The sequence below is a fragment of the Ruegeria sp. AB9 genome, from assembly GCF_056542585.1.
Genome location: NZ_JBQGAA010000017.1, coordinates 29,506 through 42,986, shown reverse-complemented (window position 1 = coordinate 42,986; position 13,481 = coordinate 29,506). Strand labels below are relative to the sequence as shown.

Below are 13,481 nucleotides of genomic sequence, written 5' to 3'. Positions count from 1 at the left end.
TCCTTCACAATTCACACCCATTCTGACGTCTCATTACGCGACGAACTTGTTTTTATCGGGTGGGGGGTCGAGACACTTTCCGCGGTTGCCTTAACACCAGCCCTTCAGCGAAGGGACATCGATCTCCAGACTGGAACCGGGTAAATGCCATGGGACAATTGAGGCAAGAGACGGCGGAAGAGTCAATCAAAACAGGTGTGTATATACGCGATTTCCGTCATGCATCCGACGCAGACCAGCACAAGCCTATGAAATACGGAAGTTTTCGCCAAGATAAACACGGCGCACATTCTCGTTTTCGACAACCTCATCAGGTGTCCCCGACATCAAAACCTGCCCGTCATGCAGAATGTAGGCGCGATCTACAATTTCCAGCGTTTCCCGCACGTTATGGTCGGTGATCAGGACACCGATTCCTCGCTTTTTCAGGTCAGCAACCAAATGCCGGATATCGCCAACACTGATCGGATCAACACCCGCAAATGGTTCATCCAGCAGCAGATATTTCGGGTCAGCGGCCAAACACCGCGCAATCTCAACGCGGCGACGCTCGCCGCCAGAAAGGGCAAGGGCTGGTGCGCGCCGCAGGTGTTCAATCGAGAAATCCGACAACAACTCTTCCAGCCGTTCCTTACGCCTGTGTGCATGAGGAACAGTGATATCCAGTACTGAAGCGATGTTGTCCTCGACACTCATGCCGCGAAAGATCGACATCTCCTGCGGCAGATACCCAATGCCCATCCGCGCACGCCGATACATAGGCAGGGTCGTAACGTTCTGACCATCTATTGTAACTTTTCCGGCCTCAGGAAAAACAAGCCCCGCCACGGAATAAAATGTCGTGGTCTTACCCGACCCGTTAGGTCCCAACAGGGCAACGACTTCGGACCGGTTCAACGTCATCGAAACGTCGCGGATCACCGTTTTCTTTCGGTAAGATTTCCGCAGCTTCTCAATCCGCAGCCCGGAACTGCCTTCGGCAACCGACAAGTTTGGACGCGCCATCAGTTATTTCCCTGCTGAAGGATCGTCTTGACCCGTCCGGTCATCGTCGCAGTGCCCGTTGTCAGATTGGCGTTCATCTGGTCGCCGCTGATGATGCTGGGACCTTGCGTCAGCAGAACATTACCTTTCATCACGATCACACCGGAATCGATTGTGTACTCTGCCCAATCACCCTCCGCCGCATCCGGTGGGCTGACCAGAACAACATTTTCGGTGGCTTCCATCCGCTCGATGGCCGAGCGTTCCTCATTATAGATCACCAGAACCCGCTCGGCGGTCAGCCGCATTTCGCCCTGAATTACAATGACATTTCCAAGGAACTCGGCAGAGCCGTCATCCTGGTTGACGTTCAACGTTTCGGATGTCACCTCGACCGGAAGGCTCGGATCGGCGTTCGCAGATCCAAAAGCCACCTGTGCTTCTTGAGCACTCGCAGACATGGCCCCCGCGATCAAAGCGAGGCACAAAGGAACAAATCGAAAATCGAACACAGGTTATCTTTCTGCTTTTTCAGGCTCGTATACCAGCTTCACACCGTCTGTAAAAACAATATGGACCGGTCCGTCCTTTTTTTCAGTCCCAAAGATCATGCGCCCGGCGGAAAAGTTGCCGATTGGTCCGGTTCCATTGACCTGCCCCGGTGTGTCGCCCCGGATTTCGTCCAGAGACGTGTTGAGCAGATCCGTTGTGACCTGAAGGCCATCGGCAGTGGTTATCACTACATCACCGACGAAAGTTGCCGTACCCTCATCAGGACGGATCAGACCGGAATTGGAATCCAGAAATATCGCTCCCCCACTGAGAAGCCCCAATCGGCCCCGAAACTCGGATGCAGTCGGAGTCTCGTTTTCGCTGCCCTGTTTGGCTTGTGTCGCTTCGATATGGACATCTTCGCCTTTACGGGTTGTCCCGCGATAATTCGGCTGAGTGACGACCTGTTGTGCCAGCCGTTCGTCAATGTCCTTTTCTTCAAACGGCACCGAAACGTTGGTTTCGATGCTGCGCGACAGCAGGAAAACGGTGGACAGCATCAGAATGGCCGCAAGCGGCAACAGTACCTTCAGGAACTGCACCATGCGGGAATATCTGTCCACTTCAGCCTCCTTCAGCCCAGACCGACGCGCAGGCAGTCGTGAATGTGCAACAGACCCAGAGCTTGACCCGAGGAAGCCTCGTCAACCACGAACAGCGACGTGATCTTGCGCTCATTCATGATCGCCACAGCCTCTTCAGCCAATGCGCCCGGGGTTATGGTGGTCGGATTGGCTGTCATGACCTGCTCGGTCGTTTTGTCCAAAAGACCATCCATGTGCCGCCGCAAATCACCGTCAGTAATGATACCCGACAATTGCCCCTGTGCGCCCGTAACACCGGCCACGCCAAACCCTTTTTGGCTGATTTCTATCAACGCATCGCTCATCGGGGTGTTCGCCGCGACCAGAGGCAGAGCGTTACCGGTATGCATCAGGTCACGTACCGTACTCAACTGCGCGCCCAACTTGCCGCCTGGATGGAAGGCCCGAAAATCCTCGGGGCGGAAATCGCGATACTTCATCAGCGCAATCGCCAGCGCATCACCCATAGCAAGCGTCAGCGTGGTCGAAATCGAAGGCACCATGCCAAAACCGCAGGCCTCACCCATTGATGGGATCAGCAGATGCACATCCGCTTGTTTCATCAACGTGCTTTCGGGTTTACTGGAAAGCCCGATCAGCGGAATACCGAAGCGGCGCGTAAAGGCCAGCAAGTTGGCCAGTTCAGGTGCTTCGCCCGAGTTTGAGATCGCTAGAACCACGTCGCCCTTGGACACCATACCCAGGTCGCCATGGCTGGCCTCAGCCGGGTGTACAAAGTAAGCGGGTGTGCCGGTGCTCGCCAGCGTGGCTGCGATCTTGTGACCGATATGACCCGACTTACCGATCCCGCTGATGATGATGCGTCCGGTGGCCTGCAGGATCAGTTGCACGGCCTCGGCAAAATGTTCGTCCAGACTGTCGGCCAGAACGTCCAGCGCGCGGGCTTCATCGGTGATGACCTGTCGGGCGGTTCTCAGGAATGCTTCGGTATCGGTCATGAGTGCGCAAAAATATCCGTTTCGGGCCAACCGGCAAGATCCAGCTTCGCACGCATCGGCAGGAAATCAAAACAGGCCTGCGCCATCTCGGTCCGGTCTTCGCGGGCCAGCCGCTTGTTCAGCTCGTCCCGCAAACGATGCAGATAGAGAACGTCCGAGGCTGCATAGTCCAACTGAGCATCCGACAGGGTTTCAGCGCCCCAATCGCTCATCTGCTGTTGTTTCGATATATCGACACCAATCAGTTCCTGACACAGGTTCTTGAGCCCGTGGCGGTCCGTATATGTGCGCACCAATCGGCTCGCGATCTTGGTGCAGTAAACAGGTGCGGCCAAGGCTCCGAAGGTGTGATACATCGCGGCGATGTCAAACCGACCAAAATGGAACAGCTTCAGCACATCGGGGTTTTCCAGCATGGCACACAGGTTCGGTGCCTCTGTCTGACCTTTTTCCACCTGAACGATATGGCTGTTGCCATCGCCGCCCGACATCTGGATCACACACAAGCGGTCGCGATGTGGGTTCAACCCCATGGTTTCACAGTCAATGGCCACAATCGGGCCCAGATCCAGCCCATCCGGCAGATCGTTTTTGTACAAATGGTTCGCCACGCGACTATTCCTTTGTGCATTATCGCCCCCGAGATAGGCGGTTTAGTCCTTAAACTCAACGCCGTCCAAAAGTCGCGGGCCATTCGACGCCAAATGCTTGACCATATCCCCATGCGGGGGATAAGGATAACCTATGTCAAATCACGCCCACGAGTCCCATCCACAAATCACGGCCCGGCTGAAACGCGCCCATGGGCATCTGGCCAAGGTCATTGCCATGCTGGAGGGGCAGGCCCCTTGTTCGGACATCGCCCAACAGCTTTTTGCTGTTGAAAAGGCCGTCACCAATGCCAAACGCGCTCTGATCCATGATCACATCGACCATTGTCTATCCTCCGACGAGGATGGCAGCGGGATCGAAGATTTCAAAGCGATTACAAAGTACCTCTGACCCATGCTGAGCATTCTGAGAAACCGCACCTACCGGCACCTGTTCGCCGCCCAGATCGTCGCCCTGACCGGAACCGGGTTGGCCACGGTCGCGCTTGGGCTACTTGCCTTTGATCTGGCCGGGGATGCTGCAGGCCTTGTTCTTGGCACAGCATTGACGATCAAGATGGTGGCCTACGTCACCGTTGCACCGCTCGCTGCCGCATTTGCCGAGCGCCTGGATCGTCGCAAGATGCTGGTCGTGCTGGACTTGGTCCGCGCGGCTGTTGCGGTGTGCCTGCCTTTCGTTACGGAAATCTGGCAGATTTATGTGCTGATATTCGTGCTCCAATCGGCCTCGGCAGGCTTCACGCCCGCCTTTCAGGCCACGATTCCGGAAGTGCTGCCAGACGAAGCCGAATACACGCGTGCATTGTCGCTGTCGCGCCTTGCTTACGATATGGAAAGCTTGCTGAGCCCGATGTTCGCCGCCGCATTGCTGCTGCTGGTCAGCTTCAATAGCCTGTTCTGGGGCACTGCGCTGGGTTTTGTTGCATCAGCAATGCTGGTCGTCTCGGTCGTCCTTCCCTCGCCCAAGCCAAGCGAACCCCGCGGCATATATGACCGCACCACACGCGGCATTCGTATTTATCTGAAAACACCCCGACTGCGCGGTTTGCTTGCGCTCAGCTGGAGCGCGGCCGCACTTAGCTCCATGGTGATCGTCAATACCGTGGTTATCGTACGCTCCAATCTGGGCCTGTCGGAAAGTGCCGTGGCCATTGCCCTGGCGGGGTTCGGAGGCGGATCGATGCTGGCGGCGTTTACCTTACCCCGCCTTCTGGATCGGATTGAGGACCGTCGGGTCATGGTCGCAGGGGCCGTTTTTGCCACAGGCTCCATGGCCATTGCCGCAATATTGGCCGCAACGGTTCCCCTGTCTCTGGGTCTTCTGACTGTGCTATGGGCATTTACCGGGTTCGGATACTCCACCACGTTGACGCCCTCAGGTCGCCTTTTGACCCGGTCGGCCCACGCTGAAGACCGCCCCGCTGTCTTCGCCGCACAGTTCACCCTGTCGCATGGCTGCTGGCTGGTGCTTTACCCGCTGGCCGGGTGGCTGATGACCATGTTTGGGTCGACCGTCACGCTCAGCAGCATGGCGACGCTGTCCGTGGCCGGTGTGGTAAGTGCAATCAGCCTTTGGCCGCGCCTCGATCAAGAGCCGATCACCCACGATCACCCCGACCTGCCTCACGATCACCCGCATCTGGCCGGGTCAAGCCCACACGCGCATCCGATCATCATCGACGACCTGCACCCACGCATTCCGCGCGAACCTTGAGCAAGGGCTTCCATCTGATCTAAACCCGGACTTACCACAAACCGGAGCCCCAATGGACCAGCTTGACCGTCGCATCATCGCCGCCCTGCAAGCCAACGCGCGCGCCTCGACCACGCAGATCGCCACCACACTGGGTGTCGCCCGGACAACCGTACATGAGCGAATCAACCGGATGGAACAGCGCGGCGTAATAGAAGGGTACTCCGTGCGTCTCGGGTCTACGGAAGACACGCCGAAAGTGCAGGTCATCGTCATGCTCGAGGTGCAGCAAAAGGAAACCACCCGGATCATCAAACGGCTCGAGGCCTACCCGGAGGTCAAACTATGTCTGTCGATTAACGGAGAGTTCGACCTGATGCTATCGGCAGAGGCGCCCAGACTGGAAGATCTGGACATTCTGGTCGACGATCTGGCGAAGATTCCCGGCGTCCTGCGCACCAACACCAGCGTTGTCTTCGGGCGCAGAATCGACCGAAACTGAAGCCGCGATAACTCTCTGTAAACCGATTATTGGCTAGCTTGGCCGGGACAGATCAGAATCCCGGACCGGCAGAATGCCAAATCACAAGATCCCGCTTGTTCTCATGCTCTGGCATGTGCTTCTGGCACAGGCAGGATTTGCCATGTCAGATGCCAATACCGGTGACCTGTGCGATCAGGCTGCACACCGCGCCGCTTTGTCCGAAGGAGTGCCGCTGGACGTGATGCGCGCCATTACACGTGTTGAGACCGGGCGCTCACTGGACAGCCGATTGCAGCCCTGGCCCTGGACGATCAATGTCGAAGGTCAGGGATACTGGTTCAAGTCCGAGGTCGAAGCCAAGACCTACGTGTTCAAGATCTTCAAAGCGGGCGCGCGTAGCTTTGATGTGGGCTGTTTTCAGATCAACTATCTCTGGCATGGTAAAGCATTCCGATCGATTGACGCGATGTTCGATCCGAATGAGAACGCGACGTATGCCGCCCGGTTCCTGAAAGACCTGCATGCCGAGTTTGGCTCCTGGCCTGCCGCCGCAGGGGCTTATCATTCCCGCACGACTTCCTTGGCGGAAGCTTACAAAGGGCGGTTTCAAGCGGTACTGGCGCAGCTTGAATCCCCCGCCCAGCCTCGGATTGCGGCCGTGCCCCGCGATCCCTTCACCGGGGCCGGACTTCCTTTGATCCCCACACAGACGGTTTCACCCTACACCGGCGCACTGGGGTCTTTGGTGCCAGCCGCGAGCACTGCAACCGCCTTCATCGCCTTCAACTAGGAGCAATGCGTGCCAAAGATCGACGTCAGGTCCCTGTTTTCACCAACTGTTCTGCTGGCTATAGCGCTGATGACAGTCATCGTCATGATGATCCTACCCATGCCGGCCTGGGTGCTGGATGTGGGGTTGGCCACCTCTTTTGCGCTGGCCATCCTGATCTTCACTTTGACATTGTTCATTGAACGCCCGCTGGATTTTTCATCTTTCCCGACGATTTTGCTGGCGTCTCTGATGTTGCGCCTGTCGCTGAATGTGTCTTCGACGAAACTGATCATCGGCCAGGGGCATACAGGCCCGAATGCGGCAGGAGACGTAATCGAAGGATTTGCCAGTTTCGTCATGGGCGGCAGCATCTTTCTGGGCCTCGTGGTTTTCGGTGTGCTGCTGATCGTGAATTTCATGGTCATCACCAAAGGTGCCGCCCGCATGGCCGAAGTTGGCGCGCGCTTTGCGCTGGATGGGATGCCGGGTAAACAACTCGCCATCGACAGCGACATGTCCGCCGGGGCAATCGATCATCAGCAAGCCAAGGAACGGAGAGAACGGGAACAACAGGAGACAACATTCTTCGGTTCGCTCGACGGGGCGTCGAAATTCGTTAAGGGCGACGCCATCGCCGGGCTTCTGATCACGTTGCTGAACCTCGTTATGGGTCTGATCATGGGTGTTATCGTGCACGGGATGCCCGTGGCCTCGGCGTTCGAGACCTACGCGATCCTGACCGTCGGCGACGGGCTGGTGTCCCAAATCCCTGCCGTTATCATCTCGATAGCTTCCGCACTGCTGCTGGCACGGGGCGGTACTCAGGGGGCCACGGACACCGCGATCTTTTCTCAACTTGGCCGCCACCCAGCCGCGCTGTCTACCGTCGCCGTGCTGATGGTTCTGTTCGCGCTGGTGCCCGGCCTCCCGTTTCTGCCGTTCATTCTCGGCGCAGGTGTACTGGGATATGCGGCTTACAACGTTCATCGAAATCAGCAAAATACAGACGCATCAACACAACTGTCTTCGACCGAAACCGAAGCGCCAACATCTCATGCAATCGGAGATATTCTGGACCTGGATGATGTGCATCTGGAGTTCGCCCCGGATCTGGTCAGCATGGTGCTGAACCCGGGCACCGGGCTGGACGCCCGTATTGCCAACATGCGCACCTATGTGGCGTCAACCTTTGGCCTGATCCTGCCCGAAATCCGCCTGACCGATCGCGCCGACCTCCCGACTGGCACATATGTGATAAAGGTTCAGGGCGTCGAACAGGCGCGCGGCGTGTTGAACCCCGATCTGATCCTGGCACTGGTACAGGACGGGTTTGACCTGCTGCCGGAAGGCAATGACGTGACCGAACCGGTCTATGGTGCGCCGGCACGGTGGATTCTGCCGAAGGATCAAGAGGACGCGGCGCTGAGCGGCGCCACTATTGTCTCACCGCCGGAAATTCTGGCCACTCATCTGCTTGAGATCATCAAACAGAACTTCTCGCGCCTGCTGACACTGAAATCTCTGCGTCGCCTACTGTCCGAGATGACTCGCCTGAGCGATCCGGTACGCGCCGAAGCCAACCGCAAACTGCTGGATGAACTGATCCCCGACAAAGTGCCCATCGACACTTTGCACGCAGTTCTGCGCCTGCTGCTCGATGAGCGTGTGTCGATCCGGAACATGGCACTGATCCTGGAAAGTGTGGCCGAGGCGCGGCTGACCACAACCCAACCCGAAGGCATCTGCGAACTGGTGCGCCAGCGTCTTGGCTTTCAACTGGTCGCTGACATGAAGCGTGAGGACGGCTCGATACCCCTGATCCAGTTGGCCCCTGAATGGGAGGACACATTCGCTTCTTACCAGATCGACGCCCCAAATGCCGGCATGGACGTTGCGCTGCCCCCGAACGTGTTCAACAAACTGGCCGATGGGGTTGTAAGCAGCATTGCCATGTCAGCCGATAACGGCCTGTTTCCCGCCGTCGTAACCTCGACCCGGCGGAGGCGTTTACTGCGCACGATCATGCACGCGCGCGGCGTCTCCAACCCAGTTCTGTCCTTCGAAGAAATCGGGTTGGAAGCCAAACCCGCTCTGGTTGGAACCATCGCAGCGTGATTGCTCTGCCACCAGAGTTGCAGTCGCAGTTGGCCGGGGGTCTCTGGCAGGCTTTTGTCGTGTTCTTACGTGTCTCTGCTCTTGTCTCGCTGCTGCCAGCTTTCGGTGAACAAAGCATTCCAACGTGGGTAAAGCTTGGTGTTTCTGTCGCTTTTACCCTGATCATACTACCCGCTGCACCTCTTTCCAGAATTGAACCCAGTCTTTTGGCGACAGTGCGATTGGTCGGGACCGAAGTTCTGATCGGGCTTGTCCTGGGGATGGGGTTACGTCTGTTCGTACTCGCGCTGCAAACCGCCGGGTCAATTGCGGCGCAGTCCACGTCATTATCGCAATTGCTGGGCGGGGCGGCAACCGATCCGGTCCCCGCTATGGGATATCTGCTGACCCTGGCAGGGCTGACACTTGCAGTAATCATGGACCTCCACGTTCGGGCCGCGCAATTTCTGATCCAAAGTTACATCTTGTTTCCAATAGGATTAGCACCCGGCACTACGGATGTGTCGCGCTGGGGTGTGCGTCAGGTTGCAAACAACTTTGGGTTGGCTTTTGCCCTGGCAACACCATTCGTCATCGCCTCCTTGATCTACAACCTGGCACTTGGAGTCATCAACCGGGCGATGCCGCAGCTGATGGTGGCTTTCGTGGGTGCTCCAGCGATTACCTTTGCCGGGCTGTTTCTGCTGTTCGCCGGTACACCGCTGATCCTTTCCGTTTGGTCTGACGCACTGATCTCCTTCTTCGCAACCCCGATCGGAGCGCAAAGATGAGCACAGGTGATGATGACAGCGACAAGTCATACGAGCCGACACCGCAAAAGCTGCTGAAAGCGCGCGAGAAAGGTGAGGTACCCAAATCCAACGACCTGTCGGTAGTAGCGGCATATACCGGGCTTCTGATCGCGCTTTTGACAGTCGGGCAAAACACTGCCGAGCATATGGGCACAGTACTCATGGTACTGATTGACCAGTCCGACGAAATCGCGCGGCTTCTGGCGGCTGGACCATCGCACGCTCCGGTCGCAGGGATTTTGAAAAGCGCCCTGCTACCTGTGGTTTTGCTTTTCTGCCTTCCTGCCGCGGCTGTTCTGCTGAACCTGATCGCACAGCGCGCTCTGATCTTTGCGCCCAGCAAACTCAAACCAAAACTCTCGCGCATCTCGCTGGTTGCGAATGCCAAGAACAAGTTTGGGCGCGGCGGTTTGTTTGAGTTTACCAAAAGCGCGGCCAAACTGGTGATTTATGGCACCTGTCTTGCTCTTTTTCTCAAAGCCAACCTAACCGAGATTCTGTCTGCCAGCGCGACCACCGCAAAGTCATCCATACTGCTGATGATGAACTTGCTGTTTCGCTTTCTGTTTATCGTGATCGCAATTGCCCTGGCCATCGGTGTTGTCGATTTCCTTTGGCAATATGCCGAGCACATGCGCAAGAACCGTATGTCGCGCAAGGAAATTCAGGATGAAACCAAGGACGCCGAAGGCGACCCCCATGTCAAACAACACCGTCGCCAGCGCGCACAGGAAATCGCCACCAACCAAATGTTGGCAGATGTCCCCGGCGCGGACGTGGTGATCGTGAACCCCACCCATTTTGCTGTAGCTCTGAAATGGGCAAGGCTCGCAGGCAGCGCCCCTGTTTGTGTCGCCAAAGGTGTGGACGAAGTGGCCGCCACCATCCGCTCCGCCGCCGGAGAGGCTGGCGTCCCTATCCATTCAGACCCTCCCACAGCACGCGCGCTTCACGCGACCGTGGACATCGGTCGGGAGATTGCTGAAGAACACTATCGGCCCGTTGCGGCCGCGATCCGGTTTGCCGAAGCGATGCGAAAACGTGCGAAGGAGCAAATTCGATGAAACACACGCAGCTACCCGACTTGGAAAAAGTGACCGACGCCGCATTTCAGAAGCAGTTTCAAGCGCTGCGTCCTATCCTTGAGACCGAAGCACGAATCCAGCAACAGCTTGCCAGGTTAGATACTCAACTCACTCAGGCGCGCCACGACGGCGCCACGACGGAAGGCTATCAGATTTCAGGAACCGACGTCCTATGGAATAGCTGGGAATCCGCGGCGCGCAGGCAATTGAACCTGCAACTTGCACGGGCCCGCGCTCAGAAACTGGCCGGACTTGAAGCGCTTCGCGCTGCTTTTGGACGAAAACAAGCCGTAGAAACCTTGCTGACGCGAGTTCAGCAAGAAAACCGTCAAGCAATTGCCGGAATGCAAATCGGGCAGTAGCTCGACTGACGAGGCAGCTCCGGCAAATCAGCGTTAGCTGTCTTGTCGGTTTACACTCAAGATCAACACTTTGGACACATCTTCGCCAAAGTCTTTGCGCGCCACTTCCAGCAGTGAGTTCCGCAGAACATCCAGATTTCTGGATTCTGTAAAAATCCCGTCAAAACCACCCGTGTTCGCATGGTCAAAAAGAACCTGGAGAAATCCATCCCTCAGTTTGGGCTCGTTGGCATAAAAGGTTTCTGTAATGGCCGAATTCGCCTCAAGGCTCAGCGACAGCGTTACCATGGCTTCAATCTGGTCGTTTTTGACAAGGGGGACGACAAACTGTTTGGTCATTTTCAGATAACCAAAGCCGTCTCCCTTTTCTTTTTTCTTCGATTTTTCCGATTTTTTACCAACTGCTTTATCCTCTTTTTCCGTTTCCTGTGCAGAAACTGCTTCTTCGGATATTTTCACAGGAGCAAAAACCAAACCCGCGCCAATACCCGCACCAAGCCCGACAATCAGGAAAATCACCGGTATCAATTTCGCGATCACGATCCCACCTCAGAATGGCAAAAGAGAATCAAGAACTTGCTGGCCATAGCGAGGTTGCTGAACATCCGTAATCTGCCCTCTGCCGCCATACGACACGCGGGCCGACGCAATTTTGTCGTAGGTGATTTCATTTTGGCGCGAGATATCCTGCGGGCGGACATATCCCGCCACCAGCAGTTCACGTAACTCGTAATTGACCCGCAGTTCCTGCGATCCCGATATCGAGAGAACTCCGTTCGGAAGCACATCCAGCACTGTTGCAGCAACTCGCAGCGTCAGTTTTTCGTTTCGCCTGACCGATCCTCGACCAGAGCTAGAGGAAACTGCTTCGATTGATACAGCTTCGTCCAGCGATGCACCGTCTGGTAAGTTCTTCTGTACACGCTGAGGCAAGCCGAAGAGGCCAGGAACCTCTAGGTTCTCCGAACCAGATCTGGATCGTCTGGTGTTGTTGGAAATCTCGGCTTCTTCATCCAGCTCAATGACTACAGTCAGGATGTCACCTTTCTTGATCGCGCGCTGATCGCCCAGCAACGAATGCTGCCCGCCACTCCACAAAGAGGATCGGTCAACGTTTCGTTGGGGTTGCGTATGTAACGGCAAACCCGGCCATAACATTGCAACCTGTTCCGGGGAATCCTCGTTAGGTGTGAAACTTGGCGGTTTGCCCAAATGATCCAATCGACCACATGCAGACAAGGCGAAGGCCGTGAGGAGAAGGGTTTTTGGCAGTCCGTACATCACTTTACCTCGATTTGACCGTCTGGGCGAATTCGGCCCGTTACGGTTGTTCGGGACGAAAGGTTCATGACCCGAATTCGATCCCCGGCTGCACCGCGCCCCAGGGCTCGGCCTTCTGTGGTGATCGACAAAGGTTGGCTGCTGAACACCAGCACAACCAGATCGTTGCGATCCACGATGGCAGGCGGCCCAACATCGGCGTCACGAATTGGACGACCGGGATAGAGCGCCACCCGAGCTTCCTGTCCGATCAAAAGGTCAGGTTCGGTAACCGCACCGGCAATATCTGTTGGTTTCAACTCGAGATCGGCCCCAGAGATGATTTCCTTGGCCCGGATCGTGCGTGTCGAAACCACAATATCGGCTTGCACGGCAATTGGAGCCATAAGCGTCAGAAAATGAATAAGACGTCGCATCACCGTACCTGAGTTGTCGCACTCATCATCTGGTCCACTGCCGAGATGACTTTGGCATTCATCTCATAACCCCGTTGCGCTTCGATCAGCTCGGTAACCTCGCGTACGGCGTCGACCGAACTGTGTTCCAGATATCCCTGCCGCAAAATTCCCAAACCATCTTCGCCGGGTGTACCCAGAACCGGAGCACCAGAGGCTTCTGTATTCTTGAACAAATTGCCTCCAATGGCTTCCAGCCCTTTGGCGTTCGAAAAACTGGTCAGAGCAAACTCACCAAGCGACTGACCTTCAGGAGAATCGTCAAAGTATGCGTAGACTTCACCTGATGCATTGATCGAGATAGAACGCGCATCATCAGGAATGGTGATTTCAGGTGAAACAGCAAATCCGTCAGAGGTCACGATCAGCCCTTCTGCCGACCGTTTCAGGCTACCATCGCGCGTATAAGCAGTTTGACCGCTGGGCAGGGTCACCTCGAGATATCCACGACCTTCGATCGCCACGTCCAGATCACTCCCGGTGGCCGACAAAGCGCCTTGTTCCAACTGCACTGTCACTGCTGCAGGTCGCACGCCCAGGCCCAGTTGAATACCCGTGGGCAAAACCGTTCCGTCCGATGCGTTCACAGCCCCGGCCCGCGCCATCTGCTGGTAATGCAGGTCGGCGAATTCGGCTCGCCGGGCGTTGTAGCCGGTGGTATTCATATTCGCCAGGTTGTTCGAGATCGTCTCGACCCGCATCTGTTGCGCGGTCATACCGGTGGCGGCAATTTTAAGGGCCCGCATGTCTAAC

17 protein-coding genes are annotated in these 13,481 nt (G+C 56.4%); 8 read left to right on the top strand and 9 right to left on the bottom strand.

Features of this window, described 5'->3' with window-relative positions:
• Nucleotides 1-246: 246 nt before the first annotated feature.
• The 5 genes from lptB to ACR0K5_RS22045 are packed head-to-tail and all read right to left on the bottom strand — an operon-like array spanning nucleotide 247 to nucleotide 3,690.
• On the bottom strand, nucleotides 247-1,005 hold the full coding sequence (gene lptB, locus ACR0K5_RS22065) for an LPS export ABC transporter ATP-binding protein (RefSeq protein WP_480631701.1): 759 nt from the start codon (nucleotides 1,003-1,005) through the stop codon (nucleotides 247-249).
• Nucleotides 1,005-1,445, bottom strand: a complete 441-nt coding sequence (locus ACR0K5_RS22060; RefSeq protein ID WP_480631700.1) for an LptA/OstA family protein — start codon at nucleotides 1,443-1,445, stop codon at nucleotides 1,005-1,007. Before ACR0K5_RS22060 ends, lptB begins: the two co-directional genes overlap by 1 nt.
• Before the next feature lie 54 nt (nucleotides 1,446-1,499).
• Nucleotides 1,500-2,099 (bottom strand): LPS export ABC transporter periplasmic protein LptC, encoded by a 600-nt coding sequence (locus ACR0K5_RS22055; protein ID WP_480631699.1) that lies wholly within the window; start codon nucleotides 2,097-2,099, stop codon nucleotides 1,500-1,502.
• 11 nt (nucleotides 2,100-2,110) lie between these two features.
• Nucleotides 2,111-3,079, bottom strand: a complete 969-nt coding sequence (locus ACR0K5_RS22050) for a KpsF/GutQ family sugar-phosphate isomerase (RefSeq protein ID WP_480631698.1) — start codon at nucleotides 3,077-3,079, stop codon at nucleotides 2,111-2,113.
• Nucleotides 3,076-3,690: a ribonuclease D gene (locus ACR0K5_RS22045; RefSeq protein ID WP_480631697.1), complete on the bottom strand. Its 615-nt coding sequence runs from the start codon at nucleotides 3,688-3,690 to the stop codon at nucleotides 3,076-3,078. Before ACR0K5_RS22045 ends, ACR0K5_RS22050 begins: the two co-directional genes overlap by 4 nt.
• A gap of 133 nt (nucleotides 3,691-3,823) precedes the next feature.
• Here ACR0K5_RS22045 and ACR0K5_RS22040 point away from each other — a divergent pair, with 133 nt between their 5' ends.
• The 8 genes from ACR0K5_RS22040 (at nucleotide 3,824) to ACR0K5_RS22005 (ending at nucleotide 10,992) form a co-directional block, all read left to right on the top strand.
• Entirely contained in the window at nucleotides 3,824-4,081 is a 258-nt protein-coding gene (locus ACR0K5_RS22040; protein ID WP_480631696.1) for a metal-sensing transcriptional repressor, read from the top strand.
• A 3-nt stretch (nucleotides 4,082-4,084) separates the two neighbouring features.
• Nucleotides 4,085-5,404, top strand: a complete 1,320-nt coding sequence (locus ACR0K5_RS22035; RefSeq protein WP_480631695.1) for an MFS transporter — start codon at nucleotides 4,085-4,087, stop codon at nucleotides 5,402-5,404.
• A 52-nt stretch (nucleotides 5,405-5,456) separates the two neighbouring features.
• On the top strand, nucleotides 5,457-5,885 hold the full coding sequence (locus ACR0K5_RS22030) for an Lrp/AsnC family transcriptional regulator (RefSeq protein WP_480631694.1): 429 nt from the start codon (nucleotides 5,457-5,459) through the stop codon (nucleotides 5,883-5,885).
• A gap of 73 nt (nucleotides 5,886-5,958) precedes the next feature.
• Nucleotides 5,959-6,657: a transglycosylase SLT domain-containing protein gene (locus ACR0K5_RS22025; protein ID WP_480631693.1), complete on the top strand. Its 699-nt coding sequence runs from the start codon at nucleotides 5,959-5,961 to the stop codon at nucleotides 6,655-6,657.
• A 9-nt stretch (nucleotides 6,658-6,666) separates the two neighbouring features.
• On the top strand, nucleotides 6,667-8,754 hold the full coding sequence (gene flhA / locus ACR0K5_RS22020) for a flagellar biosynthesis protein FlhA (RefSeq protein ID WP_480631692.1): 2,088 nt from the start codon (nucleotides 6,667-6,669) through the stop codon (nucleotides 8,752-8,754).
• Nucleotides 8,751-9,524, top strand: a complete 774-nt coding sequence (locus ACR0K5_RS22015; protein WP_480631691.1) for a flagellar biosynthetic protein FliR — start codon at nucleotides 8,751-8,753, stop codon at nucleotides 9,522-9,524. Before flhA ends, ACR0K5_RS22015 begins: the two co-directional genes overlap by 4 nt.
• Complete coding sequence (flhB, locus tag ACR0K5_RS22010) at nucleotides 9,521-10,609, top strand: flagellar type III secretion system protein FlhB (protein WP_480631690.1); 1,089 nt, start codon at nucleotides 9,521-9,523, stop codon at nucleotides 10,607-10,609. The genes ACR0K5_RS22015 and flhB overlap by 4 nt, the downstream gene beginning before the upstream one ends.
• Before the next feature lie 29 nt (nucleotides 10,610-10,638).
• Nucleotides 10,639-10,992, top strand: coding sequence for a hypothetical protein (locus ACR0K5_RS22005; protein ID WP_480631736.1), 354 nt, complete (start codon nucleotides 10,639-10,641; stop codon nucleotides 10,990-10,992).
• 33 nt (nucleotides 10,993-11,025) lie between these two features.
• Here the strand turns inward: ACR0K5_RS22005 and ACR0K5_RS22000 are convergent, their stop codons facing one another.
• From ACR0K5_RS22000 to flgG, 4 genes are read right to left on the bottom strand one after another with little or no spacing between them, the layout of a single operon-like run.
• Nucleotides 11,026-11,532, bottom strand: a complete 507-nt coding sequence (locus ACR0K5_RS22000; RefSeq protein WP_480631689.1) for a flagellar basal body-associated protein FliL — start codon at nucleotides 11,530-11,532, stop codon at nucleotides 11,026-11,028.
• 9 nt (nucleotides 11,533-11,541) lie between these two features.
• The gene (flgH, locus tag ACR0K5_RS21995) at nucleotides 11,542-12,273 is read right to left on the bottom strand and encodes a flagellar basal body L-ring protein FlgH (RefSeq protein WP_480631688.1); all 732 of its coding nucleotides are present in this window, start codon (nucleotides 12,271-12,273) and stop codon (nucleotides 11,542-11,544) included.
• Nucleotides 12,273-12,689, bottom strand: coding sequence for a flagellar basal body P-ring formation chaperone FlgA (gene flgA, locus ACR0K5_RS21990; protein ID WP_480631687.1), 417 nt, complete (start codon nucleotides 12,687-12,689; stop codon nucleotides 12,273-12,275). Before flgA ends, flgH begins: the two co-directional genes overlap by 1 nt.
• Nucleotides 12,689-13,474 carry a flagellar basal-body rod protein FlgG gene (gene flgG, locus ACR0K5_RS21985; protein ID WP_480631686.1) on the bottom strand — a complete coding sequence of 262 codons (786 nt, stop codon included), beginning with the start codon at nucleotides 13,472-13,474 and terminating at the stop codon, nucleotides 12,689-12,691. Before flgG ends, flgA begins: the two co-directional genes overlap by 1 nt.
• Nucleotides 13,475-13,481: the final 7 nt, after the last annotated feature.

What these genes read in the sequence shown, in the direction of transcription:
- ACR0K5_RS22025 (WP_480631693.1), top strand. Translation starts at nt 5,959, where the DNA reads ATGCCAAATCACAAGATCCCGCTTGTTCTCATGCTCTGGCATGTGCTT.
- lptB (WP_480631701.1), bottom strand. Translation starts at nt 1,005, where the DNA reads ATGGCGCGTCCAAACTTGTCGGTTGCCGAAGGCAGTTCCGGGCTGCGG.
- flgH (WP_480631688.1), bottom strand. Translation starts at nt 12,273, where the DNA reads ATGTACGGACTGCCAAAAACCCTTCTCCTCACGGCCTTCGCCTTGTCT.
- flgG (WP_480631686.1), bottom strand. Translation starts at nt 13,474, where the DNA reads ATGCGGGCCCTTAAAATTGCCGCCACCGGTATGACCGCGCAACAGATG.
- flhB (WP_480631690.1), top strand. Translation starts at nt 9,521, where the DNA reads ATGAGCACAGGTGATGATGACAGCGACAAGTCATACGAGCCGACACCG.
- ACR0K5_RS22060 (WP_480631700.1), bottom strand. Translation starts at nt 1,445, where the DNA reads ATGTCTGCGAGTGCTCAAGAAGCACAGGTGGCTTTTGGATCTGCGAAC.
- ACR0K5_RS22040 (WP_480631696.1), top strand. Translation starts at nt 3,824, where the DNA reads ATGTCAAATCACGCCCACGAGTCCCATCCACAAATCACGGCCCGGCTG.
- ACR0K5_RS22035 (WP_480631695.1), top strand. Translation starts at nt 4,085, where the DNA reads ATGCTGAGCATTCTGAGAAACCGCACCTACCGGCACCTGTTCGCCGCC.
- flgA (WP_480631687.1), bottom strand. Translation starts at nt 12,689, where the DNA reads ATGCGACGTCTTATTCATTTTCTGACGCTTATGGCTCCAATTGCCGTG.
- ACR0K5_RS22050 (WP_480631698.1), bottom strand. Translation starts at nt 3,079, where the DNA reads ATGACCGATACCGAAGCATTCCTGAGAACCGCCCGACAGGTCATCACC.
- ACR0K5_RS22030 (WP_480631694.1), top strand. Translation starts at nt 5,457, where the DNA reads ATGGACCAGCTTGACCGTCGCATCATCGCCGCCCTGCAAGCCAACGCG.